General features: G+C 66.9%; 24 protein-coding genes. 7 read left to right on the plus strand and 17 right to left on the minus strand.

From position 1 onward, the window contains the following. Positions 1-10 precede the first annotated feature (10 nt). Positions 11-520 (plus strand): flavin reductase family protein, encoded by a 510-nt coding sequence (locus V1Y59_RS13095; RefSeq protein ID WP_330505408.1) that lies wholly within the window; start codon positions 11-13, stop codon positions 518-520. Between the two features lie 49 nt (positions 521-569). On the opposite strand, the gene V1Y59_RS13100 is transcribed toward V1Y59_RS13095, so the two are convergent. The 5 genes from V1Y59_RS13100 to V1Y59_RS13120 form a co-directional block, all read right to left on the minus strand. Beyond that, complete coding sequence (locus V1Y59_RS13100; RefSeq protein ID WP_330505409.1) at positions 570-2021, minus strand: amidohydrolase family protein; 1452 nt, start codon at positions 2019-2021, stop codon at positions 570-572. A gap of 43 nt (positions 2022-2064) precedes the next feature. Then, the gene (locus V1Y59_RS13105) at positions 2065-3504 is read right to left on the minus strand and encodes an amidohydrolase family protein (RefSeq protein ID WP_330505410.1); all 1440 of its coding nucleotides are present in this window, start codon (positions 3502-3504) and stop codon (positions 2065-2067) included. Then, positions 3501-4835, minus strand: coding sequence for an MFS transporter (locus V1Y59_RS13110; protein ID WP_330505411.1), 1335 nt, complete (start codon positions 4833-4835; stop codon positions 3501-3503). The genes V1Y59_RS13105 and V1Y59_RS13110 overlap by 4 nt, the downstream gene beginning before the upstream one ends. A gap of 221 nt (positions 4836-5056) precedes the next feature. Next, positions 5057-5917, minus strand: a complete 861-nt coding sequence (locus V1Y59_RS13115; RefSeq protein WP_330505412.1) for an NmrA family NAD(P)-binding protein — start codon at positions 5915-5917, stop codon at positions 5057-5059. A 32-nt stretch (positions 5918-5949) separates the two neighbouring features. After that, positions 5950-6915 (minus strand): VOC family protein, encoded by a 966-nt coding sequence (locus tag V1Y59_RS13120; RefSeq protein ID WP_330505413.1) that lies wholly within the window; start codon positions 6913-6915, stop codon positions 5950-5952. 317 nt (positions 6916-7232) lie between these two features. Here V1Y59_RS13120 and V1Y59_RS13125 point away from each other — a divergent pair, with 317 nt between their 5' ends. Further along, positions 7233-8459, plus strand: coding sequence for a GAF domain-containing sensor histidine kinase (locus V1Y59_RS13125; RefSeq protein WP_330505414.1), 1227 nt, complete (start codon positions 7233-7235; stop codon positions 8457-8459). A 48-nt stretch (positions 8460-8507) separates the two neighbouring features. On the opposite strand, the gene V1Y59_RS13130 is transcribed toward V1Y59_RS13125, so the two are convergent. From V1Y59_RS13130 to V1Y59_RS13145, 4 genes are all read right to left on the minus strand, one after another. Next, entirely contained in the window at positions 8508-9341 is an 834-nt protein-coding gene (locus V1Y59_RS13130; protein ID WP_330505415.1) for a mycofactocin-coupled SDR family oxidoreductase, read from the minus strand. Between the two features lie 287 nt (positions 9342-9628). Continuing rightward, positions 9629-10324 carry a response regulator transcription factor gene (locus V1Y59_RS13135; RefSeq protein ID WP_330505416.1) on the minus strand — a complete coding sequence of 232 codons (696 nt, stop codon included), beginning with the start codon at positions 10322-10324 and terminating at the stop codon, positions 9629-9631. Next, entirely contained in the window at positions 10324-11544 is a 1221-nt protein-coding gene (locus V1Y59_RS13140; protein ID WP_330505417.1) for a GAF domain-containing sensor histidine kinase, read from the minus strand. Before V1Y59_RS13140 ends, V1Y59_RS13135 begins: the two co-directional genes overlap by 1 nt. 52 nt (positions 11545-11596) lie before the next feature. Next, a complete protein-coding gene (locus tag V1Y59_RS13145; protein ID WP_330505418.1) occupies positions 11597-12520 on the minus strand; it encodes an alpha/beta fold hydrolase in 924 nt (307 codons plus the stop codon). A gap of 353 nt (positions 12521-12873) precedes the next feature. Between V1Y59_RS13145 and V1Y59_RS13150 the strand changes: the two genes are divergently transcribed. After that, on the plus strand, positions 12874-13770 hold the full coding sequence (locus V1Y59_RS13150; protein ID WP_330505419.1) for an SDR family oxidoreductase: 897 nt from the start codon (positions 12874-12876) through the stop codon (positions 13768-13770). Between the two features lie 100 nt (positions 13771-13870). Here V1Y59_RS13150 and V1Y59_RS13155 read toward each other — a convergent pair whose 3' ends face one another. Both V1Y59_RS13155 and V1Y59_RS13160 read right to left on the minus strand, forming a co-directional pair. After that, positions 13871-14857, minus strand: coding sequence for a VOC family protein (locus V1Y59_RS13155; protein ID WP_330505420.1), 987 nt, complete (start codon positions 14855-14857; stop codon positions 13871-13873). A gap of 60 nt (positions 14858-14917) precedes the next feature. Beyond that, positions 14918-15112 (minus strand): ferredoxin, encoded by a 195-nt coding sequence (locus tag V1Y59_RS13160; RefSeq protein ID WP_330505421.1) that lies wholly within the window; start codon positions 15110-15112, stop codon positions 14918-14920. A gap of 243 nt (positions 15113-15355) precedes the next feature. Here V1Y59_RS13160 and V1Y59_RS13165 point away from each other — a divergent pair, with 243 nt between their 5' ends. Both V1Y59_RS13165 and V1Y59_RS13170 read left to right on the plus strand, forming a co-directional pair. Beyond that, on the plus strand, positions 15356-16600 hold the full coding sequence (locus V1Y59_RS13165) for a GAF domain-containing sensor histidine kinase (protein WP_330505422.1): 1245 nt from the start codon (positions 15356-15358) through the stop codon (positions 16598-16600). After that, the gene (locus V1Y59_RS13170; protein ID WP_330505423.1) at positions 16597-17295 is read left to right on the plus strand and encodes a response regulator transcription factor; all 699 of its coding nucleotides are present in this window, start codon (positions 16597-16599) and stop codon (positions 17293-17295) included. The genes V1Y59_RS13165 and V1Y59_RS13170 overlap by 4 nt, the downstream gene beginning before the upstream one ends. A 98-nt stretch (positions 17296-17393) precedes the next feature. On the opposite strand, the gene V1Y59_RS13175 is transcribed toward V1Y59_RS13170, so the two are convergent. Together V1Y59_RS13175 and V1Y59_RS13180 are read right to left on the minus strand one after the other, a co-directional pair. After that, positions 17394-18251, minus strand: a complete 858-nt coding sequence (locus V1Y59_RS13175) for an LLM class flavin-dependent oxidoreductase (RefSeq protein WP_330505424.1) — start codon at positions 18249-18251, stop codon at positions 17394-17396. 82 nt (positions 18252-18333) lie between these two features. Continuing rightward, the gene (locus tag V1Y59_RS13180; RefSeq protein ID WP_330505425.1) at positions 18334-19200 is read right to left on the minus strand and encodes an SDR family oxidoreductase; all 867 of its coding nucleotides are present in this window, start codon (positions 19198-19200) and stop codon (positions 18334-18336) included. 222 nt (positions 19201-19422) lie between these two features. Between V1Y59_RS13180 and V1Y59_RS13185 the strand changes: the two genes are divergently transcribed. Both V1Y59_RS13185 and V1Y59_RS13190 read left to right on the plus strand, forming a co-directional pair. After that, positions 19423-20403, plus strand: coding sequence for an aldo/keto reductase (locus V1Y59_RS13185; protein WP_330505426.1), 981 nt, complete (start codon positions 19423-19425; stop codon positions 20401-20403). Between the two features lie 132 nt (positions 20404-20535). Then, positions 20536-21390, plus strand: coding sequence for an aldo/keto reductase (locus V1Y59_RS13190; RefSeq protein ID WP_330505427.1), 855 nt, complete (start codon positions 20536-20538; stop codon positions 21388-21390). 95 nt (positions 21391-21485) lie between these two features. Here V1Y59_RS13190 and V1Y59_RS13195 read toward each other — a convergent pair whose 3' ends face one another. The 4 genes from V1Y59_RS13195 to V1Y59_RS13210 all read right to left on the minus strand — a co-directional run bounded on the left by V1Y59_RS13195 (position 21486) and on the right by V1Y59_RS13210 (position 24770). Next, positions 21486-22460 carry a quinone oxidoreductase family protein gene (locus V1Y59_RS13195; RefSeq protein WP_330505428.1) on the minus strand — a complete coding sequence of 325 codons (975 nt, stop codon included), beginning with the start codon at positions 22458-22460 and terminating at the stop codon, positions 21486-21488. 167 nt (positions 22461-22627) lie between these two features. Further along, complete coding sequence (gene phtC, locus V1Y59_RS13200) at positions 22628-23365, minus strand: 3,4-dihydroxyphthalate decarboxylase (protein WP_330505429.1); 738 nt, start codon at positions 23363-23365, stop codon at positions 22628-22630. Between the two features lie 2 nt (positions 23366-23367). Next, a complete protein-coding gene (locus V1Y59_RS13205) occupies positions 23368-24576 on the minus strand; it encodes an NAD(P)/FAD-dependent oxidoreductase (protein WP_330505430.1) in 1209 nt (402 codons plus the stop codon). Then, on the minus strand, positions 24573-24770 hold the full coding sequence (locus V1Y59_RS13210) for a ferredoxin (protein WP_330505431.1): 198 nt from the start codon (positions 24768-24770) through the stop codon (positions 24573-24575). The genes V1Y59_RS13205 and V1Y59_RS13210 overlap by 4 nt, the downstream gene beginning before the upstream one ends. Between the last annotated feature and the right edge of the window lie 4 nt (positions 24771-24774).

Consider the following 24774-nt stretch of genomic DNA (forward strand, 5'->3'; position numbering starts at 1 on the left):
GGGAGGCGTCATGTCGAATTCGCCGGTGCTGGAACCGATCGACGACGACCCGACGTTGCTTCGCAACGTGTACGGCGGGTTTCCGAGCGGGGTGACCGCCATTTGTGCGATGGTCGACGGTATACCGGTCGGCATCGCGGCCAGCGCATTCACCTCGGTGTCCATGTCACCTCCGCTGGTGTCGGTGTGCGTCCAGAACTCCTCGCGCACCTGGCCGACGCTGCGCTTGGCGCAGCGGCTGGGCGTCAGCGTACTCTCGGCCGACCATGAGACGGTGTGCCGCTCGCTGTCGGCCAGAGAGGGCGACCGATTTGCCGACGTGCCGTTCAGTGCCACCGCCGACGGTGCGATCGTGATCGACGGCGCGGTGTCGAGCCTCGCCTGCGAGCTCGTCGACGAGGTGCCGGCCGGAGACCACCACATCGCGATGCTGCGCATCCATGCGCTCCACACCGATGGCGGTGTACAACCATTGGTGTTCCACCGCAGCGGTTTCCATCGGCTCGCGCGCGCGGCGTGAGCCGTGCGGTGAACTCCGCACGGCGCACGACCACCGGGACCCGAGGCCATCACGAACAGAACAGGCCCTGGGCGGCGTCGCTCGGCCGCGCGGCACTGTCCGGGAGATCCTTCGCCTCCCAGTAGAGGCGCGCCACCGACTCCTCGACCAGACGCTGGACGGGAGTGAGGTCGGCCAACAGCCGACCGTCACGCTTGACTGGCGTACCACCCACCAGCACCGTGTCGATGTCGCCGATGTTGGCGTGGAAGACCAGGGCGGCCATCGGGTCCAGGACCGGCATCATGTTGGGGGAGTCGGTGCGGATGAACTGCAGATCGGCCACCTTTCCGGCCTCGACGGTGCCCAGTCGGTGCTGCTGGCCGATCGCTCGCGCACCCTCGACGGTGGCGAACTCGAAGACGTCGCTCAGCGTGATCCCGGAGCCGTCCTCGCGCGGCTCGAAGTTGTTCTGTGCCACGGTGCGTTCCACGTCGAAGGTGGCACGCATCTGCGAGAAGAAGTCCTCGGACCCGGCAGCAGGAGAGTCGAGGCTGAGGCTCGGCCGGATACCGGCGGCGAGTAGCCGTCCCGTCGGCGGCAGAGTAAACGACGGCACGTGCGCCTCCACCTGCGGCGACAAGGATGCGGTGCCGCCGGTGTCGGCGATCAGCGCGAATCCCTTGTCGGTGGAGCCGGACAGGTGCACATAGGTGACGTCGTCGCCCATCAGCCCTGCCTCGTGCATCGCGACGAGAGTGTCGGCCGGCGCGACGCCGCCGGCGCCGTCGGAACCCATGGAGTTGATGTGGATCGACATGCGCATGCCGACCTCGCGAGCGACCTCGAACTCGCGGCGACACGCCTGCATCGAGATGAGGTAATCGGGTTCGAGACCGAGGTAGCACGACGAGATCAGCGCGTCGTCGTCGGGTAGCTTGTCGCGTGTGCGGCGCGCCGCGTCCAGGGTGCGTGGCTCATCGTGATAGCGCGCCACATCCGAGAGCCGATCGCCGACGTAGCCGTGGCCGAAGATGCTGCGTCCACCGGCATCTCGCAACGCCTGGATGCCGGCGTCCTCCATGTCGACGGTGGTGACGTTGTGGGCCCAGTCCAGCACGGTGGTGATTCCGGCATCCAGCGCGGTCAGCCTGCCCAGAAGAGTTGCCGCGTAGATGTCGTCGGCGGTGAACCGGGTCGAGTACGGTCCGTACAGGTTCGCGAAGACGTCGAGCAGCCCCATGTCGTAGACGAAGCCCTTGTAGAACGTCTGCCACAGATGCCGGTGGGTGTCGATGAACCCGGCGCACAGGATGTACGGGCTGCCGTCGACGACCTCGGCGTCGCCGGCCTCGAGGTGTGGCGCGACGTCGGCGATCTTCCCGTCGCGCAGCAGCACATCGCCGCGGAATGTGCCCTGGGCGGTGCCGGTCACGACGATCGTGTCGGTGATCAGCGTTGGCCTGGCCGGATCGAATCGCGCATCACCGAGCGCGATCAGATCGGGATCTGTTGTCGTCATCTGCGGGCTCCTTCGATGGTGGGGAGGTGTTCGGGTGGATCGGTCAGCAGTGCAGCGGACGAACCGCCGCATGCGGGCGGACAGCCTCGGGCGGCAGGCTCTGCTCGGTCTTCCAGTAGAGGTAGTCGGCGCTCTCTTCGACCTGCCGACGAACCGCCGCGGTGTCGGCGACAAGCCGGCCGTCGCGTTTGACCGGTACGCCGCCGACCAGAACGGTGTCGATGTCACTGGTGTTGGCGTGGAAGACGACCGCGGCGATGGGGTCGAGCGCGGGCATCATCGCCAGCGAAGTGGTGCCGATGAACTGGATGTCGGCGACCTTGCCGGGCTCGAGCGTCCCAAGCCGGTGCTGCTGTCCGATGGCCCGGGCGCCCTCGACGGTGGCGAAGTCGAAGACGTCGTCGAGTCGCAGGTCGTAGCCCTCGGGCCGGGGCTGGAACCCGGCCCGGCTGACGGTGCGTTCGACATCGAACAGCGCGCGCATCTGGGAGAAGAAGTCCTCGGAGCCACAGGCCGCGGAATCGAGGCTCACACTGGGCCGTACGCCGGCGGTGAGCAGGCGTCCGGTGGGCGGCGGAGCGAAGATGTGCGAGTCGACCTGGGGACAGATGGATGCGGTGCCGCCGGTGTCGTGGATCAGCCGCAACTCGTGGTCGTTGGCGGCGTAGAGGTGGACGTAGGTCACGTCGTCGCCCATGAGGCCGTTGGCATGCATGGCCTCCAGAGATGCGAACGGCGCGAATTCGGTATCGATGGAGGCGATGTGGATCGAGATCCGCATCCCGAGTTCCCGGGCGACCTCGAATTCCTTCCGGCAGGCCTCCATCGAGATGAAGTACGTGGGCTCCAGGCCGAGATAGCAGGACGAGATCAGGGCATCGTCGTCGGGAAGTAGATCCCGAGTGCGCCTGGCGGACTGCAGGGTTCGGGGCACATCGTAGTAGCGGGGCATCGCCGAGGGCACCGTTCGGTCGCCGACGTAGCCGTGCCCGAAGATGCTGCGGCCGCCGGCATCACGCAAGGCTTGGATGCCGGCGTCCTCCATCGCGGTCGAGGAGATGTTGTGTGACCAGTCGAGAACGGTGGTGATGCCGGCTTCCAGGGCACAGAGACGGCCGAGCAATGTTCCGGCGTAGATGTCCTCGGGTCGGAACAGTGTCGAATAGGTGCCGTAGAGGTTGGTGAAGATGTCGAACAGCTCGCGGTCGTAGACCAGACCCTTGTACATGCTCTGCCACAGGTGCCGGTGGGTGTCGATGAAACCCGCGCACACGATGTAGGGCGAGCCGTCGACGACTTCGGCGTCGCCCGCGTCCAGGTGGGGGCCGACATCGGCGATCATCCCGTCGCGCAGCAGCAGATCTCCCCGCAGCGTGCCCTGGGGGCCGCCGGTGATCAGCACGGCCTGCTTGATCAGGGTGGTGCCGTTGGGATCGAAACGGGCGTGGCGGAGGTCGAGCGCGGTGGTCTCGGTACTCGTCATGAGGTGCTCCTCGTGGTGGACCGGGGCGGGGCGGGCACGGTCTCGTCGGTGGCGTCCGCACCCTGTGCCTCGTGCTGCGGCCGCAGGAAACCACGACGCCCGGCGGGGTTGACGACACCGACGGCCAGGGCGAGCGCACCGGCGGTGGCGAGCGCCAAAGCGCTGCCGCGCAGACCGAATCCGGCGGCTACGAAGAATCCGAGGATGGTGGGCGCGGCAATCGAGCCGAGCCTGCCGAAGGCCAGTGTCCACCCCATACCGGGGGCCACGAGCCGGCGCGGATAGGTCTGCGACAACAACGAGACGATCAGCGTCTGACCGCTGACCGCGCCCACACCGGCCAACCCGATCAGGATGTAGAGCACCACCAGCTCGGAGGTGACCGCGAGGCCGGCGATGGACACGGTGGTCAGTGCGAATGCACCCAGCAGCGTCGTGTTGGTGCCCAGTCGGTCGGCGACGAAGCCGACGACGACTACGCCGACGGCCGATCCGACGTTGAAGATCAGCACCGCGGTGAGTGCGCCGCCGAGCGAGTAACCTGCCTCATTCAGGATGCGTGGCAGCCACGTCTGGATGGCATAGATCATGAACAGGCACAGGAACGTGGTGGCGAAGAAGCAGAGGGTCGCCAGCCGCAGGCGCGGGGAGACCAGCTCGCCGGCCTTACCGGGCCGATCCGGGGTGGGCGGGGTCTGCGGCTCATGCGTGGCCGGCGCCCGGCTGTCGGCGGGTGAGGAACCCGGGAGGAAGCGCAGGCCGATCGGGATGATGATCAGCGCGGGCACCACGCCGAGCGCGAAGATGGCGCGCCAGCCCAGTTCAGGGATCACCCAGATACCGACGAGGGATGCGATGATGGCCCCAGTGGGCAGCCCGGCGAACATGACGGCGTAGGCCAGATTGCGATACCGGATCGGCGTGAACTCTGCGGTGATCGCGCCGGCTATCGGAACGACGCCGCCGAGTCCGAGTCCGGCCACAAACCGCAGGGCGGCGAACACCATCGGATCGTTGGCAAGGGCGCACGCCGCGGTGAGGATCGAGAAGAGCCCCACGCTGGCGAGCAACAATCGCTTCTTGCCGATGCGGTCGGCCACCGTGCCCGCCACGATCGAGCCGATGAACATGCCCGCGAGCGCAGCCGATCCGATGAAACCGGCCGTCTGCGACGTCATACCCCAGCCCGGCTCGTCGAACATTCGCGGCAGCGCCACACCGTAGGCCACGATGTCGAACCCATCGGCGACCACCGTGCCCCAGCAGACGAGGACGACGGCTATCGCCGACGCTCGGGATCTGTGGTGGGTCGATACGGACGAGTTCTCCATCGGTTCTCCTGTCGGGGACGACGCGTGTCGGGCCACTCACGAGACCCACCGGCGGTCGGTTCAGGCCCTATGCGCTGGTGGGCCGCGCCGTGTCGGTGAGATCGCTGCAACAGTGAGTAAAGATAGTGATGTAGAACACAAGCGCGATACGGGCAGAAGACGGCATTTCGCCGAGACAAATGACGTACTCACCCTCCCGGGGTCGCGCTCTCCGGGGCGGCTTACGCGAACAATCGGGGGTAGTCGCGGAGGAAGTCGGTGAATGTGCGCGCCGGCCGGCCGGTCAGTCGCGGAACGGCATCGCTGAGTTCGTTGAGATTCTCGGTGTCGTACTTCGTCTGCAGTGCGACCAGGCCGTCGCACAGCCATTCGGGCATCCCTGCGCCGGCGAAACCCCGATAGGCTTCTTCTCGTGAGATCTGTTGGTAGGTGACCTCTTTGCCGATGGCCGCGCCGATCTGCGCGGCGCAGTCGGCGTAGGTGATGGCCTCGGGGCCGGTGATCAGGAGCTTGTCGCCGTTGTGCTCAGCCTTGAGCAGCACGGCGGCGGCGACTTCCCCGGCATCGCGCGCGTCGACCATGGCAATCGTCTTGTCCGGTCCCGGGATCGCGGCCAGCGTGCCGTGTGTACGGACACCGGCGGCGAATTGCATGGCGATGGTCTGCATGTACGTGTGCGGATGGAGGATCGTGTACGGCAGCCCGGATCGCTCGATGTGGCTGTCATTGGCGAAGTGCCATCGCGAGAAGCAGTCGAGCGAGTCCGCCGCCGAGGTGCACACTGAGTACTTCACGATCGCGCCGACGTCGGCTTTCACGGCCGCGTCCACGATCCGATTCTGTACGTCGACCTGATCGGGCGCCGCCGCGGTCAGCAGGAACAGCGAGGTGACGCCGTCGAGGAATCCTGCCAACACGCCCGCGTCGTGGACGTCGCCGGTGACGATCTCAGCGCCTGCGTAGTCGATCCGGGCCGCCGACTCGGGGGTGTGTGCCAGCGCTCGCACCGGTGCGCCTGCACGTTCGAGCGCCGCCATCAACGGGGTGCCGGTCTGACCTGTGGGGCCGAGGACTCCGATCATGAATGTCCTTCTGTCTGTGTGGGATTCTCTGGTCAGGAAACGTCGGTCGTCTGGGCGGCGAGGGTGAAACCGAACTGTTGCTCGATCTCCGGATCGGGGATCGTCAGCAACTCCACGCTGAGGCCGTCGGCGCCGTTGGCGTAGGAACTGCGGGCCGGCCCGATCGCCAACTCGCCGTTGATCGGGTAGCCGTTGCCGTCGAGCCGTGCGATCACCGCGTCGTAGTCGTTGACCTCCCGCGACCCGAACGCGACGTTCAAGATGCCCCGATCGCTGATCCGGTACCCGTCGGGCAGGGGGCGGGCGACCCGGTCGGGATAGTGCACGAGTTCGATCACGATCCCGGTGTCGCGGCCGTCGGCCGACAACACGAGGGTGTCGGTGCGTGTCGGAGCGGACCCCCACAGGGCTTCGTCGGCGTCGGTGTGCAAGGTGCTGCCGGTGTCGCGGAGCCCGAGGGTGTCGGAGAAGAAGGCGGCCGCCGCGTCGAGGTCGGTGACCACTGCCCGGACGAACGCGGTGGACACCGGGGTGGCCCGAACGTCGCGTGCGTCACCGGATCGCGAATCGCGCTCGCGGAGCTCGAGCCACACCCCTTCGGGATCGCGGGTGCACACTCGCCGTGCGCCCGCCGCACCGTGCACGGGGCCCACATGTGCGCCGGAGTCGCGCAACCGGGCGAGGACCTCGTCGAGGTCGGCCACGCGCAGCCCGACCATCGACCAGCCGAGGCTGTCGGGGGACCGTTCCGCGGGCGACGAGACGGGCTGGTGAAACCGGAAGATCTCGAGCTGGAAGAAGTCGTTGGAGTCGACCAACCAATGCATGTCGCAATGGACGTCGGGCAGCGCCATCATCTCGGCGACATCGTCTCCGGAGGTGCCGGTGATCGACCCCGCGGGTCGGTAGCCGAACATGCTCTCGTACCAGGCGGCCGTGCCGGGGGCGTCCAGGGCGGTGAAGGCCACTTGGACCACGGGCATCGCATTCTCGGTCACGTCGTTCTCCTCGCTGTGATGTGCTCGCGCAGAGAGTGTCTGCGCTGCTGGGTCGGGCTGTTGGTGAATCGTTTGGGGCGCAGTGCGTCACGTCGGGTCGCGGTGATCGGCGTCCGAGAAGGTGGGGCGTGACCGTGGCCGATCCGGGAATCCGAAGTGAGTGATGTGCGTCACTCGAGGTCGAGAGTATTTCGCTCATGCGGTGATGAGCAGCTACGAATGACCGATCTCCGACCGAGTCAAATGACGCATACGGGCGATGACGGCGCTCGCGGACGCGTCGTCGATCCGGGCGGCAGCCGCGTAGCATCGTCGGAGTGACGCCGATCACAAACGATGAGGTGCCGGTCGACCCGACGGAACCGATGCGTGCCCGGATGGTCGCCGCCTTCGCGCGGGCCGCATCGACCATCGCCTGGGAGGGATCGCTGCAGGAGGTGCTGGATGACCTCGCAGCGGAGGTCTTGTCGGCGAGTCGCGCGACGTCGTGCGCGATGATCATCGTCTCCCAGACGGAGAACTCGGTGCAGATGTACGGATCGGCGGGATATCCGGATGGTTACGTCGACCGGCTCAATGATGTCCTGGCCGCCCGTGCGCCGTTGATCTCGTTGGAGGCCTATCGGTCCCGGGTCGAGATCATTCGCGGCATCAGGAACATCGTCGACAGGGATCCGCGATTCGCCGCTCTCGGCGATCTGATCCGCGAAGCGGATTGGACCACGCTGGTGTCGATTCCGCTGATGGTGCGCAACGACCGTGTCGGTGTACTCACCGCGATATACAGCGCGACGACCGAGCCCGACGATGTGGAGATAGCGTTCCTCGAAGCGATGGCGGATCACGGTGCGATCGCGATCCACACCGCTCGGTTGTTGGCGGAGGCGGAGGAGAAGGCTGCGCTGGAGGAACGAAACCGGATGGCTCGTGACATCCACGATGTCGTGGCGCAGTCGCTCTTCTCGATTCGATTGCGTACCAAGGCACTGCAGATCATCGCGAACAGATCTGACCCCGAGGGGGCCCTCCTCTCGGGCCTGGCCACTCTGGAGTCGACCGCTGATCGCGCGGTCGAGGACATGCGCGCGCTCGTTCTGCACCTACAGCCATCCGACCTCCGCGGCGCCGATCTCGTCGATGCCATCAGGCGCTATGCGGAAATCATCAGCGACGGCGACGCTCCGGCGGTGAAGGTTCGGTCGGTTGACGCCCTCCCCGTGCTGGCCGGCGAGATCGAGGTACAGATCTACCACATCGCACGTGAGGCGATCGCGAACTGCGTCGACCACGCCCGCGCATCCCGCCTGTCGGTCGAGGTGGGGCCTATGTGGCGCAACGGAACCGAACTCCTGTACCTCGAGATCAGCGATGACGGACGAGGGTTCGATCTCGACACGGTTCCCCAGGGGCACATGGGTGTCCAGAACATGAGGTCGCGAGCCGCGGAGATCGGTGCCGAGATCGCCATCACCAGCTCGGCGGCCGGCACCGAGGTGCGCGTCGAACTCCCACTGGCACGGACAGGGCCCGTGCCGGCGGAGTGAACGCAGAACCGTCACGGGTGGCGGTGGGGATGCAGGCCCCGCCCGCGGTCAGTTCTTCAGGTTCGACCCGGCATCGATGGGCAGTTCCGCGCCCGTCACGTAGCGGGCTTCGTCGGATGCCAACCAGAGCACGGCATTCGAGATGTCCACTGCCTCGACCCACGGGATCGGCAGCGCGTTGAGTCCCATCGCGGGAACCGTCAGGTCCTCCTTCGTCGGGTTCTCCAGGTCAGGACGGAACAGTCGGAAGATCGCCTCGTTGTCGATCATCGGGGTGTCGACCATGCAGGGGTGCAGTGTATTGGCCCGGATGTTGTCGGGTGCCAGCTCGAGCGCCAGTGTCTTCATGAGTCCGGCCACGCCGTGTTTCGCGGAGTTGTAGTGCCCGCCGTTCGGGATGGCGTAGAGCCCGGCATCGGAGCTGGTCAGGATGATCGATCCGCCGCCGGTGCTGCGCAGGTGCGGGATCGATGCCTTGGCCACATGCCACATGCCGTTGAGCTGGACGTCGATCATGTCCTTCCAGGACGCCTCGCTGATCTGGTCGATCGGTGCATAGCTGGCGATGCCGGCGTTGGAGACGACGATGTCCAACCGGCCGAACTGGGCGACGCCGTCGTCGACGGCCGCCTTCACGGCGTCGTAGTCGCGGACATCGGCCCGGGTCGCGACGATCGTGCGGCCCAGGGACTGGACCTGCCGTACGGTCTCGGCGAGATCCTCCGGGGTCGCCATCGGGTAGGGCACGGTGTCGATCTGGGCCGCGATGTCGATCGCGATGATGTCGGCACCCTCCTGTGCCAGGCGGATGGCATGGCTCCGGCCCTGTCCGCGTGCGGCACCGGTGATGAAGGCGACTTTGCCCTCGACGCGTCCTGGCATGGTTCTCACTTCACTTTCGATTTGTCGGACATCGTTGCGTACGTGGCCGTTTCGCCATCCCGGCGAAGTGTGTCCTGGATCACGTGCACGTGGTCAACGTATCGGCGGATCGCCGACCCGGGCGACGGCCGGATGACCGATCCGACTGGCGTCAAATGACCTGGTTCCCCTGCGTCATCGGCTTTGCCCACCAACCCCGCAGCGGGATCATGCGCTTGAGGCCCAGCGCCCTTGAAGACCGGCGGCCTGGCGCCTGGCCGATCGCGAGTCGTGACCTGGTGGTCGAATCAGTCGCCAGAGGTCAGCCCGGCCTGCGCGGCCACGAGCGCGGCCTGGGTGCGTGACGACACGTTCAGTTTGGCGAGGATGTTCCCGACGTGGGTCCGGGCGGTGCGTTCGCTGATCACGAGGCGTGTGGCGATGTCCTGATTGGACATGCCGGCGGCCAGCAGGACCGCGACCTCACGCTCGCGTGCAGTCAGCAGATCGATGGCGCGGTGCTCGGATTGCAGAGGCCGGGCGAGAACGTCGGTGACAGCGGGGTCGATGGGCATCTCCCCACCCCGGATCCGGTGAATCGCGGAGACGAGTTCATCCGGACTGGCATCCTTCAACAGGTATCCGCGGCATCCGGCGGCGATCGCGCTGCGGACCGACTGCCCGTCGGTGTAGCTCGTCAGGACGAGAACCGCCACGCTCGGATACCGCGCGGAGATCTGCTCGATCGTCGCCACGCCGTCCATCCCGGGCATCCGCATGTCGACGATCGCGATGTCGGGTAGCCGCCCGCGGGTGGCAAAGGTGTTCAGCACCGCCAGGGCCTCGCGGCCGTTGGCCGCATCGCCGTCGACGACGATGTCGTCGAACACCTCCAGCAGCGATCGGATGCCGGTGCGGACCACGGCATGGTCATCGACGATCAGGACGTGGATCGGGTCCTGCCCGTGATCGGCGGCAGGCCCGGCGGTGCGATCCTCCGACATCAGGGGCGCTCGGTTCGCGTCATCGGAGCGGGGACCTCCAGGTCGATGGTGGTGCCGGCACCGGTGCTGGTGATGCTCAGGCGCCCACCGAGTTCGGCCGCGCGCGAGCGCATGCTGGCGACGCCGAGACGATCGGGTCTGTCGAGTTCCGGGTCGAAGCCGATCCCGTCGTCGCAGACGTTCAGGCGCAGGAGCCGTCCGCCATCGCGCCAGATCGGTCCGAGGTCGACGGTTATCCGGGAGGCCTGTGCGTGGTTGGCGGCGTTCCCGATCGCCTCGCGGGCGATGAGGTAGATCTCCATCTCCGTGGTCGACGACAACCGCGGAAGGTCGCCGGCAGCGTGGAACTCCACCCGGCATGCCGCACGGTCACAGATGGCCATGGTGAATCTCTCGATGGCCTCGGCGACGCCGACATCGTGCAGATCCGGTGGGCGCAGATGCATGATGAGCGCCCGCATGTCATGGACGGTCCGATCCACCACCGACGTGAGATCCTGCAGACCGGGAACGGTCGGATCGTCGGTGCGCTCGGCCGTGATCAGCAGCGCTGTGGCCTGCATTCGCATGGAGAACAGGGATTGCGACACGGCGTCGTGGATGTCGCGGGCGACCCGGTTGCGCTCTTCGAGCGCAGCCCGCTGCGTGGACTCGGCGAGCAGCCGCGCGGTGTGCACCGCGATGGCGCCGTGATCGGCCATGGCGGTGAGGAACGAGATCTCGGACTCGTCCGGCTCCCGTTCGTCACCGTAGATGACTGTCATGGCCCCCACCTGCTCCTCGCGCACCACCAGCGGGATCGACACGATACTGGTCCACCCCGCGCTGCGCGCCATCTCGGTGTACGGCGCGAAGCGCGGATCGCTGCCGAGCATGCCGGCCATGTCCCGTGAGACCCGCGCCCGTGAGCGGTACGCCTCCAACGACACCAAGGGTGTCCGCAGTGCCATCGACTCGTTGATCTGCTCGAGGAATCCGTCCGGGTAGCCGGCCGATCCGAACAGCTCCACCGAATCCTCGAACCGGGAGATCAGCAGTAGTGCGCACGCTGTGGCGTTGCTCGCGCTCAGCACCTCCTCCGCGAGACGGTCGAGCACGGTCTGCAGCGACCCTTCGCACGCAATGGTGGAGGCAGCGCGGGCGAAGGCCGCGACGATGCGGTCGTGTGCCGGTCCGGGCGTCGATGTGCCCACTCGGGTCTGCGCTGTGATTCCGGTCACATGATTCATCGTACGGCGAATGAAGCCCGGCGGGCTGCGGTTGCCCCGGCGTTCACGCCTGCCCGAGGAACTCGAGCACGGCCTGCGCGGTTTCGGCCGGTGACTCCTCGTGTGGGAAGTGCCCGCCCGGGAGGACCACTCCGGCGACGTCGTCGGCCACTTGGCTCATCATCTGCTCCACCCCTGCGCCCAGACTCTGTGCCCCGCCGAGGGCCAGGACGGGCATCTTCAGCGGTCCCTCCTGCTGGAATCCGACCATTTGTGCCGACGTTTCCGGCGACATGAGTTCGCGGTAGAACTGGAAGCTCGCGTGCAGGGCCGCCGGGTCGCGCAGCGCTGCGACGTAGGTCTCGATCGCGTGTTCCGGGATGGCGTCGGGGGTGGCCGCCTTGGACGTGAACTGGTGGCCGAAGTAGATCTCTTCACGTCCGGCCACCATCTTCTCGTTGATCTCGCCGAGGCGGTTGAATGCGAAGTGCCACAACATCTCGTTGCTCATCTCGTCTGCGAACAGCGGTGGTGACGGCGACAGTCCGGGAAGGATCGCCTCGCCGACCGCCAGGTGGGTGACCCGATCACGATGGCGAGCCGCGAGCGCGTAGCCCACGATCATGCCCAGGTCGTGGCCGACCACGGCGTAGTGGTCATGTCCCAGCGACTCCATCAGTCCTGCCATGTCGTCGGCGAGGGTGGCCGCGTCGTAGCCGGTGGCCGGCTTGTCGCTCGCGCCCACCCCGCGCAGGTCGGCGGCCACGACGGTGAATCGTTGTGCCAGAATCGGCATCACGAGACGCCAGCCGTACCAGAACTCCGGCCAGGCCGGCAGCAGCAGGACCGCAGGGCCATTGCCGCCGACGACGGCGTGCAGCCGGTGTCCGTCGACATCCACCAGATGGCTGGTGAAGGTGTCGGCGAAGGCCTGGGGCAGGCCGGGTACCTCGGACACCGTGCACGGCGCCGTGTCTGTGTTGATCATCGTGAGACTCCTGTGTTGTGGGGCCGTTCATGGTGGTGGGGACGCAACGGATTGCCTTCTGCGTGACCTGCATCACTCTCTAGGCGCGACGCTATCGAGCCACGCGCGAGTCGACCACCGACAGATGACGAGTGCGACCAGAGTCAAATGACCTGGTGTCCCGCATCGCGGCGGCGGGGTGCGGCGGGACCGGGTACGTCCTTTGACCCACCATCAGATGGTCGGTTGCCCGATGCATCTGGCGTGCGTGCCGACCGAAGATCAAAGCGAGCGTCGGACGGTGAGCGGCAGAACGGCTCCCGGAATCTTTCCGACACTGCCTATTCCATCTCCGACCATCCTGAGGGAGAACCATGACGAGCCGCTCCGTCGCCGGTGATGACAGCAAGACCGCCGAGCGCGGTGCGGGAGAGAGCCGGCCACTGGCGGGCCGCACACTGCTGATGTCCGGCGGGAGTCGAGGGATCGGACTCGCGATCGCGGTGGCCGCAGCGACGTCGGGCGCCAACGTGGCGTTCGTGGCCAAGACCGAGTCACCGGACCCTCGGCTGCCCGGCACCGTACAGGCGACCGCCGCCGAGATCGAGGCCGTCGGCGGACGGGTGCTCCCCATCGTCGGGGACATCCGGGACGAATTAACCGTGACCGATGCGGTCGCGCAGACCGTCGACACCTTCGGTGGTATCGACATCGTCGTCAACAATGCCTCGGCCATCGCGCTCACCGGGTTCGGCGAGCTGCCGCTCAAGCGCTTCGACCTGATGTTCGACGTGAACGTACGCGGGACGTTCCTGCTGACCAGCGCCGCCCTCCCACACCTGCAGGCATCGGGTGACGGACGTGTGCTGACGTTGTCGCCGCCACTGAACCCCGACCCGCGGTGGCTGCGCGAGTATGCCCCGTACACCACCAGCAAGTATGCGATGACGCTGCTCACGCTCGGCGTCGCCGAGCAGATGCGGGGCACCGGTGTCAGTGCGAACTGTCTGTGGCCGGCCACCCTGATCGCGACCGCTGCCGTGCAGAACGTGGTCGCCGGCAATGCCGGGATGCGGGCGGCCCGACGTCCGGAGATCATGGCCGATGCCGCGATGATCGCGCTGACATCACGGGAGACCGATGGGTCCGTCGCCACCGGAAACTGTTACGTGGATGCGGACCTACTGCGCGCAGCAGGCATCCACGATCTCGGCAGGTACGCGGTGGACGGCGCGGACGAGGCGAGTCTCGAACCCGATCTTTTCCTCTGAGTGGCCGTGCGGTCGACGTCGTCGTCACCGAGTTATCGAGTGGCGCGTCAGTCGACGGTGCCCCGGCCGTCACGGCCGGGGCACCATCGGTCGCCGTCAGTCAGGCGAAGTAGTAGGACGGCGGGCCTTTGGGGTCGTAGTCCAACTCCCACCAATTGTTGTCCAGGTCGCGGAACTCGACAGCAAGACGTCCGAACGCATCCGTCGTGGGCTCGGTGAGGTCGTGGATGGGGAATTCGGTCAGTTCACCGAGTGTCTTGTGTGCGTCGCGCAACTTGGCTTCGGAGTCGAAGAGCAAGCGGTTACGCATGCCGTGTTCCATCTGCGGATCATTGGATGCCACAGCCACATAGCGGTGTTCGGTGCCGAGTCCCGCCATCATCGACACCGGGGACTGCTGCATCATCTGGAATCCGAGCACCTTCTCGTAGAAGTCCCGCGTCTTCTGCAGGTTGTTGACCTCCAGCGTCCCATGCGAGATCCGGATGCTCTGGAAGACAGCAGGCTTGGGGACGTAATCCTCGCGTTCATGCTCTTGCTTGTATGCGGAGATCCGTTCGGCGAGGATGTCGACCCCGGGAGCAAAGTGCACGCGCGCCTCCTCGGCGCTCATATCCGGACGGTCGGTGTAGTCCTTCAGGTCTTTGTCCATCGGACCGTCGATGGCGAGGTTGCACTCCCACCAGTTGTTGTCCCGGTCCTGGAAGTAGAACCCGAACGTGCCGTGCATGACCATCGGTTTGGTCATCTTCTTGATCCCGTAGTGCTCCTTGCGTTCCGAGAGCCGCGCATGCTCGGCAACCGCATCGCCTCTGGTCTGGAAGCCGTTGTGCCGCAGGATCGGCATCTCGAGCGGCTCGTCGACCTTCTCCACCTCGTACACGTGATCGGTGCCGAGCCTGACGACGAGCCGATTCGGACCCATCGGGGCCACCTCGAAGCCGAGGGCCTCTTCGTAGAAGATCCTCGACGCCTCCAGATCGATCGATGGGAGAGTGGCGCTGCTGATCGCCATGGCGTCGAGAAGAGGGGCGGTCACGTGGTTACCGCGGGTGAGCCGGATGGTCTCGGGTGCTTCGGTGGTCATCGTCAAACTCCTTCGGAAGTCGCGGCTGTTGAGGAGACGGCCGCATCGGTTGCGGCCTGTTCAGTCGTGCACGAGCGTGATCGCCGCGGTGGGACAGGCGAGCACAGCGTCCTCGGCGGTGCCCGCGAGGTCCGGGCCGACGGGGTCGATCAGCACCTCGGCGATACCGCTCGGCCCGAGGTCGAACAGTTCGGGCGCGACGGCCAGGCACATGGCGGTCGCTTGGCAGCGGGCGGTGTCTACCTGCAGCTTCATGGTCACTTCCTTGTCATCTGACTCGTGGCGTTCCGCGCCTGTCGACCTGGTGACGTGACGAAGGTCACGTGCTACCTCCGACTGTATTGCTGCTAACCTCCGCGACCCAGCGTCAGATGACCGAGCTCTGGCTGCGACAAATGACCGAGTTCGGCCAGAAGGTTCGTGACCTGGGTAATCGTCGACCCGAAGGCGGTATCGGCGGGCTGGGCCGGCCCTGTGGCGGGCACGTACAATCGGTCTGTGTCGAATGTCACTTCCGCTAATGCGAGTTGCGCAGATTGCGAGGACGGTTTGCGGGGCCGACGGCTCGACGCCTTCGCGAGGGCCGCTGCGGCGATCGCATTGGAGGGGCCGCTGCAGGTGGTTCTCGACCATTTGGCCGAGGAAGTGCTGATCGCGAGCCAGGCGAACGCGTGTGGGATCGCATTGGTGTCACGGCTGGGCGACTCGGTGGAGTTGTTCGGTGCGGCCGGCTACCCCGAAGGCTACGTCGATCACATCAATGAGGCGATCGCCCTGCGCGCTCCGCTGGTCTCGCTGGAGGCATACCGTGCGCGCGTCAACATCACCCGCGACGTCGCGCGCACGCTGGCCGGTGACCCGCGGTTCAAGCCCTTCGTCCAGATGACCGAGATCGCCGGCTGGACCACGCTCGTGACGATTCCGCTCGAACTACGCGGTGAGCGCGTCGGCGTGTTGACGGCCCTCTACACCGACAGCAGACAACCCGACTCGTCGGACACCACCTTCCTGACGGCGATGGCCGATCACGGCGCGATCGCCATCAACACGGCCAGGCTGCTCGCCGAGACGAGGGACAAGGTGGCGCAGGAGGAACGCAACCGCATGGCCCGCGAGATCCACGACGCCGTGTCGCAGTCGTTGTTCTCGATGAAGATGCGTACCAAGGCATTGCAGATCGCGGCGGAACGCACCGAGGACAGCACGGGAAAGCTCCGGCCGGGGTTGGCGGCGATGGAGGGCACGGTGGACCGCGCGGTCGAGGACATGCGGGCGCTGATCATGCATCTGCGTCCGACCGATCTCCGTGACAACGACCTCGCCAACGCGATAAAGCGATACGCCGAGGCGGTGTCGGATCGGGACGCCATCTTCGTCGAGGTGCGGTTGTCCGGCGAGATGCCGAACTTCGACCGCGACACGGAGGTGAAGATCTACCAGATCGCGCGCGAAGCCATCGCCAACAGCGTCGACCACGCCAAGGCGTCGCGCCTGGCCGTTCGGCTCAGCCCGGACTGGCGCAACGGTGTCGGCCACCTGGTTCTGGAAATCGTCGACGACGGTGTGGGTTTCGACGTCTCGGCCGAGCGTCCGGGCCACATCGGCATCGCCGCCATGCGTGAACGGGCATCGGAGATCGGAGCGGACCTCATGTTGACCAGTGTCCCGACGGGTACCACGGTCCGTCTGGAGGTCGTGATGCCGACTGTGTCCCTCACGGAACCATCGGGAGCGCACGCGTGACGCTTCGCAGCATGCGCAACATGGAGGGGAGCCCGGTGCCCGACGAGGCCATACGGATCGGTGTCATGATCGTCGACGACCATGTCGTTGTCCGCGAGGGGATTCGGTCCCTGTTGGAGATGTTCGACGACATCTATGTCTCCGGCGAAGCCGCTGACGGGGTCGAGGCGCTCGCGGTACTCGACGAACTCGCCGCGGCGGATGCACTGCCGGACATCGCCGTGGTGGACATGCGTATGCCGAAGATGGACGGTCCGACCACCATCGCTCGCATGAGCGCCGAGCATCCGGGTGTGGCCGTGTTGGTGCTGACCAGCTTCGACGAGATCCAGTTGGTGCGCAGTGCGATCTCGGCGGGCTGTCGTGGCTATCTGCTCAAGGACGCCAGTCCTGACGAGCTCGTGTCGGCGATCCGCAGGATCCGGCGCGGCGAGATGCCGATCGCGCCGGCGGTCACCAGCAGCCTGGCGCGGCCGTTGCAGGCCGACGGACGTTCGGTGGACGTCCTCACTCCGCGTGAACGCGAGATCGCCGGTCTCCTCAGCCACGGATTGTCCAACCATGAGATCGCTGCGCGGCTGGTCATCAGCGAACGTACGGCGCGCACACATGTGGGCAACATCCTTGCGAAGCTGGACTTCTCCTCGCGTACCCAGGTGGCGCTGTGGGCCTCCGAGGTGGGGCTGGGCAACTGACACGACGTCGGGCAGGCACCGGCAACCGAGGGCGCGGGTTCACGCTGTTCGAGCCCCGGCGTGATTGATGCCCAAGCCGGACCACGGTCGACGGGGTGTCACCCGCGGGCGTCGGCCACGGCGCGGCGCACGGCGGGTGCGATCTGTTCGCCCACAACCGTGTAGGTCGCGGGGTCGTCGTCGGCGAAGATGAACGTCGAGAAGCCGTCGTCGAGCGCGAGAGCGGTGAGTTGTTCGACCCATGCGTCGACGCCGGCGGGGTCCACGGTGCCGCCGACGTTGGCGATCCGCCTGACATCGGCGGGCTCCCGGCCGGCATCGTGGGCGGCGGAGTCGATGCGCTCGTTGGCATCCGATATCTCCGCAGAGCTCATTCGGCCCAGCGACGGCAGCCACCCGTCTGCCAGTGCGCCGGTGAGTTCGAGCATCCGCGGCTTGTAGGCGCCCAGCCAGATACCGATGTCGTGCACGGGCGCCGGACCCGGCTTCGCACCGTGCAACGAGTAGAACGACCCGTCGAGACGGTTGGAGCCCTCGCCCCAGGCGGACCGCATGACGCCGATTGCCTCGCGCAACGCGCGGACCGCCTCCGACGGCGAACGGCGGGGCCCGCCGAGCGCCGCGATCGCGTCCCAGAACGCGCCCGCACCCAGACCCAGTTCGACACGCCCGCCGGAGAGCTGGTCGAGGGATGCGGCGGCCCGCGCCAGGACGGCAGGCGGGCGAAGCGGAAGGTTGGCGACGTTGGGGGACAGGATGACTCGCTCGGTCCGGGCGGCCACATAGGCGAGCAGTGTCCAGGTGTCCAGGAACGACGGTTGGTACGGGTGGTCCTGGAAGGTCACCAGATCGAGTCCGGCGCGCTCGGAGGCGATGGCCAGGTCGACCGTGTTCTGCGGTTTCTCGGCGGACGGGGTGATGAAGGAACCGAAACGCAAGTCGTGACCGTAGTCCATGGGATCCACCGTAGCGGGCTGTAGGTGTGGTTCGATGTCGGTCCGAGCTTCCCTGTTCGGTGCTCAGGCTCGGCGAGGCTGGTCACATACCGATGTCCGCAAGCCACGTGCCGACCGAGCGCGGTTCGAGACCGAGTAGCTTCTGGGCGCTGTTCTCCGGCGAGATGGTGTAGCCGCTCTGCGTTGCCAGGGCCTCGTAGAGGCCCACCACCGGTGCGCTCGCGTCCGGGCCGAACAACGGCAGGATGAGGTCGCCGAACTCGCCGGGTGTGATGGAGCGATAGCGGACCTCGGTGCCGAACCGGGCCGCGAATCCGTGCGCGAGATCAGGGCCCACGAGACCCGGATCATGTCCTACCGCAACAGTTCCGGTGATGTCTGTGTCGGTCGTCAGCAACTGGGCGACCGCATCGGCGACGTCGAGATGGGAGCACCAGGACACCGGGAAGGTGTCCGCCATCGCGTAGCGAAGCACTCCCTCGTCACGTATGGGACCGGCGATGACGGGGAGCAGCAGATTCTCGAGATAGAGTCGCGAGACGACGACCGCCGTCGAGATCCCGGCCGCCTGCGCGCCGCCGACGAGAGTGACGATGGGGCTGTCCTCGGCGGCCTGCAGCGGGCTGTCCGGAGCGTCGACGATGTGACCGCTGGTGGAGATCACGACGCGCGCGGGACGTGCCTGCGACAACGCTGACACCACGGCCTCTGCGTAGACCGAGAGCTGTTGAGGAGATCCCATCGGCAGATGGATGAACACACCGTCTGCGTGTGAGTACGCCCGCGTGAGGGTATCGACATCGGCGAGTTCGACCGTGGCCGAGGGAGTGCCTTCGGGGAGTGCGGAAGGCGTGCGCACTGCGGCGACCACCTCGTGGCCGCCTGACTGCAGAGCAGAGTGAACTGGACGACCTTGCGCGCCGGTAACGCCGTGAACAACGAATGCCATGGACCATGCCTACCGCGACGCGAGGGTCGGTCGGCCAATAGTTCACAGGAATCACCAGGGGCGCTTCCTGCACCGGGAACCGACGGTCGCCGGTTGCCAACGGTGTCCAGCCGAGGGTGTACCAACAGGGCGCCCCTGAATCGGCACAACATGCCTAGCGTGGATGTTGCACCCACTACGGGCGGCGAACACGCGCCGCTGCGCGTGAGATCGGAGGACGTTGTGGAGTACGCACATCTGGGACGGTCGGGTCTGCTCGTGAGCAGGGTCGGCCTGGGAACGATGAACTTCGGTGACGCCACCGATGAGGCCGACGCCTTCGCGATCATGGACACCGCGGTGGCGAACGGCATCAATTACTTCGATACCGCCGACGTCTACGGCGGTCCGCAGAAACCGGACATGGAGAAGGGTTTCGGGACGTCGGAGGAGATCATCGGTCGGTGGTTGGAGAAGTCCGGCCACCGCGACGACATCGTGCTGGCGACCAAGGTCTACCAGCCGATGGGCCTCGGCCCGAATGATCGGCGGTTGTCCGCCTATCACATCAAACGCGCATGTGAGGCGAGTCTGCGACGGCTGCGCACCGATCACATCGACTTGTACCAGATGCACCACGTCGATCGCGCGACACCGTATGACGAGATCTGGCAGGCCATGGAACAGCTGGTGGCCGAGGGGAAGATCACCTACGTCGGCTCCAGCAACTTCGCCGGCTGGGATGTCGCGACCGCCCAGATGAGCGCGCAGGCGAGGAACTTCCTCGGACTGGTCTCCGAGCAGAGCTTCTACAACTTGGCCAACCGGGCCGTCGAGCAGGAACTGATTCCCGCCCTGCGGTATCACGGGATCGGGCTGGTGCCGTGGAGCCCGTTGGCTCGTGGGATGCTGGCCGGCCCGCGTGGTGGCGAGGGCGTCCGCCGTAGGATCTCGGCCACCCAGCAGGAAGTGCGCCGCCACGCCGACCAGGTCGAGGCCTACGAAAAGCTCTGCGCGGAGCTGGGACACACGCCGGCCCAGGTGGCGCAGGCATGGTTGTTGCACCAGCCTGTGGTGCCGGCGGTGATCGCCGGGCCTCGCACCGTCGAGCAGCTGGAATCGACCATTCCGGTGGCGTCGACGGTCCTCGACGACGACACGCTGGCCGAACTCGACCGCATCTGGCCCGGCCCCGGGGAGGCGCCGCAGTCCTACGCCTGGTGATCGAGAAGCATTGCCGAACCGCACACGGCGCTCGACACACCCGCCGAGCGCACCGAGACGACGGCAGCATCGGCTGCCGCACAGATGACCGACAACCACCAACACGATGACAATCACAAGGGAGTGACGACCATGGTCCTGAACGAGACCTACACACTGTCCAACGATGTACAGATCCCGAAGCTCGGCCTCGGCACCTGGTTCATCGACGACGACAAGGCCGCCCAGGCGGTGCGCGACGCCATCACGATCGGCTACCGCAACATCGACACCGCCCAGGCTTACGGCAACGAGCGCGGCGTCGGCGAAGGCGTTCGGACGAGCGGCGTGGCGCGCGACGAGCTGTTCGTCTCCACCAAGCTCGCGGCCGAGGTCAAGACCTACGACGACGCCGTCAAAGCCATCGACGGCTCGCTGGAGACGATGGGGCTCGACTACATCGATCTGATGCTGATCCACAGCCCGCAGCCGTGGGCTGACTGGCGTGGTGGCGACTACGCCGAGGGCAACCAGGAGGCCTGGCGTGCGTTCGAAGATGCTTACAAGGCGGGCAAGCTGCGTGCTATCGGGGTCTCCAACTTCGAGCAGGGCGATCTGGAGAACATCCTCGCCAACGGCACCGTGACACCGCACGTCAATCAGATTCTCGTGCATGTGGGCAACACCCCGTCCGAGCTCATCGCCTACTGCGAGAGCAAGAACATCCTGGTGGAGGGGTACTCGCCCATCGGCCACGGCGAGGTTCTCAAGAACAAGGACGTCGCGGCGATGGCCGAGCGGTACGAGGTCAGCATCCCGCAGCTGTGCATCCGCTACAACCTGCAACTCGGAGCGGTGCCCCTGCCCAAGACCGCCAACCCGGACCACATGCGCTCCAACGCCGACATCGACTTCGTGATCTCCGATGCCGACATGGATGCGCTGCGCGCCGTGCGCATCGAGGACTACGGGGATGCCAGTGCGTTCCCGGTGTTCAGCGGAAAGTGACCGTGGCGGCGTCGGCCGGGTAATACGTTCGTTAACAATGGCATTCGGCCTCCCCGAGTCCACTCGGGGAGGCCGAACCGTTGACGGGGGTGGGGTCAGCCGTCGGATACGTCGAGGAGCGCGACCGTCTTGCCGTCGACGGTCGCGCCGGAGGCGAGGTCGGCCAGCACTTCGGGCAATTCGGTGAAGGTGCAGCGTCGTCCGACGACGGGCGTGATGCGTCCCTGGGTGACTGCATCCAGCAGATCTCGGGTCACCCCGTCGAGCAACTCGCCGATCACCTCGACCGGGGAGAACCCGAAGGACACCGACTGCAGTGTCGCACCACTGCGGGCCAGCGCGAACAGGTTGATCTCCGCGGTCGGTCCGGCGAGGCGACCGACGCTGATGACCCGGCCGCCGGGCCGCGCAGCGGCGATGGCGTCATCGAGGGCCGATCCGCCGATGTGGTCGAGCACCACATCGGCACCGCGTCCGTCGGTCAGCTCCTGGACGGCCTCGGGCAGGGACTGCGTCTCGGTCACGATGACATCGTCGGCGCCGACGCGTTGCAGCAGTGACCGCCGTGGTTCCCGACGAGTCGTGGCGATGACGCGGCCGGCACCGAGCTCGGTGGCAACCTGGACTCCGACCAGGCCGATGGCCGATGTCGCCGCGGTGATCAGGACGGTCTCACCGCCGCCGAGGCCGGCACGTCGCAGCGCGCCGTACTCGGTCAGCAGCGCGGTGGGGCAGGCGGCCGCGACGTCGGCACGGACGCCATCCGGGACGGACATGACATGGCGGTGGGACACCGCGACATACTCTGCGAACGCTGCTGCCCCCACCCCGGCCACGCCCGCACCGATCAGGGCCGGGTCCACGCCGTCGCCCGTGGCGACGACCTCTCCGCTGAACTCGAAACCGGGTATGTGACTGTCGGTGGCCGCCACGATGTCCGCGTTGTTGATCGACACGGCCCGCGTGCGGACCAGGATCTCGCCCGAGCCCGCCGCCGGCATCGGAACCTCGGCGATCCGCGGGATCGCCGAGCCGGGCGCGGTCAGCAGTGCGGTCATCGTCGCCGCCATGGTGTTCTCCCTTCGCTGGGTCTCTCCGTCGACGGTAGGCCGTGCCGCGTCGGCCTGGGGTGCTCTGCGAATACACCTTTCGAGAGCGCCTTCTCGTTCCACTGAGTCGTGTGAGTGCGGTGAACGTGCCCGAAACCGCGACGTTCACCGCACTCTGCAGGTCCGGGTCAGGCGGGAAGCGAGGCCACCTCGTGGCGCCAGGCGGTGCTGGTGTTCAGCGAGCCACCCAGATCGGGCAGTTCGGCGACGTCCGTGTCGGCGATGTCGGTCAGCACGCCGCCGGCCTGGCGGATGTCCAGTGACAGCGCCGCGATCGAGTTGATCGAGATGGCGCGCAGCACGGCCTCTTCCACGGAGCGGCCGACCGCGGTCATCCCATGGCCGCGCAGGAGTACCACGCTCTTGTCACCCAGGTGGGCCACCATCTCTGCGGCGAGGTCGGTGCGCCGGATCAGCACCGAGCGTGGATAGACGGGCACGCCGTCGCGGGCCAGCGCCGAACCGGGGATGTCGTAGGCACCCACGATGGGGCGGATCTCGATATCGGCCAGGTCGGCGGCGACCACCGAGGGGGGATGGGCGTGGACGACGCAGGAGATGTCGGCCCGTCGGCGCAGCGTCTCCGCGTGCAGCGGCAGCTCGTGCGGGGGTGTGTAGCCGCCGTCGAGCTCGCCGGGGTCGCCGGCCTCTCCGTCGAAGGTCACGACACGCACGTCATGTGCGGTCGTGAACGCGAGGCCACGCTCCTGCGGACCGCGGCAGCGGATCGCGAGTCGTGACTCGTCGAGGCGGACGCTGATGTGGCCGAGGATGCCGGGTGCCAGGTTGCGGGCCGCCAGCACGCGGCATCCGGTCGCGATGAGCTCGCGGACCGCGCCGAGGTCGTCGGCGGGAGACTCGGTCATCGTCACGACACCACCTGCGGGCTCAGTGTCCTCAGTACGTCCTCGACGCTGCCGTGATCGCGCAGGGCCTTGCGGACGAGCACCGATGCCCGTCCCCAGTTGATGGTCACCGACCCGCACAGTGCGTTGTCGGCGTCGGCGTAGATCGCGGCGAATCGCCCGGTCCCGGCGGGCTCGAGGACGACCGGCTCGATGCCGGGTGCCGGCGTGCCGACGATCTGGATCTTCCAGTCGTACTGATCGCTCCACACGTACTCGACGGGCGCGTGCGTTCGCAGGTCGTCGGGATGCGCGATGTTGTGGGCGACGACGGCCGCCTGTTCGATCGCGTTCGTCCAGTGCTCGACCCGCACGTCGCGACCGTGGCGCTCGTGGCGCCACCGTGAGACATCGCCGGCCGCATAGATGTTCGACGACCCGATCACCCGGCACTGGGCGTCGCAGAGAACACCGTTGTCCATGGGGAGTCCGGATGAGCCGAGCCACGCGGTGTTCAACGAGACGCCGATGCCGACCAGCACGGCGTCGGCCTCGACCTGCGCTCCGTCGGTCAGGGTTGCCACGACGTGCTCTCCCCGATCGTCGATCTGCTCGACCCCTACGCCGAGTCGCACATCGACTCCGTGGTCGCGTTGCAGGTCGACGAATCGCCGGCCCACGGCCTCGCCCATGATGCGAGCCATCGGGACCGGCTGTGGATCGACGAGTGTCACCTCGACGCCCTGCGATCGCGCCGAGCCGGCGACCTCGGACCCGATGAAACCGGCACCGATGATGAGCAACCGATTGCCCGGCGCCAGCATGGTGCGCAGTGCCTGAGCGTCGTCGCGGGAACGCATGACATGGACGCGCGGCGACCCGGCACACCAGGGGGAGGGCCGTGCCGCGGCTCCCGTGGCGAGCACCAGGGCGTCGTAGCCGACGACCTCCCCGTCGGCCAGCGTCACGGTGCCGGTGGCCGGGTCGAGCGCTGCCGCTCGGGAGCCCAGACGAAGGTCCAGGTCGAGGGCGCCGACGTCGTCGGCGGTGAGCAGTGCGGGTACGTCGTCGGCACTGAGCAACCCGGCCTTGGACAACGGGGGCTTGTCGTAGGGCATGTGCTGCTCGGCCTCGAGCAGGGTGATCGGTCCCGTCCACCCCTCGTCGCGCAGTGTGCGTGCCACCCGGACGCCGGCGACGGATGCGCCGACGATCACCGCATGGCCGGTCACGAGTCCTCCAAGCGCAACGCCGAGACAGGGCAGCTCTTGGCCGCGGTCTCCACGCGGGCGCGGTCGGCCTCGTCGATCTCGGCGCGCAGCACGACGACGTTGCCGTCATCGTCGAGGTCGAAGACATCTTCCGCTCCGACAACACAGTTGGCGTAGCCCTGGCACGCCTCGAGGTCGGCTTTCACGATCGGCATCGGT

The organism is Gordonia prachuapensis (assembly GCF_036350515.1).
Classification (GTDB): Bacteria; Actinomycetota; Actinomycetes; order Mycobacteriales; family Mycobacteriaceae; genus Gordonia; species Gordonia prachuapensis.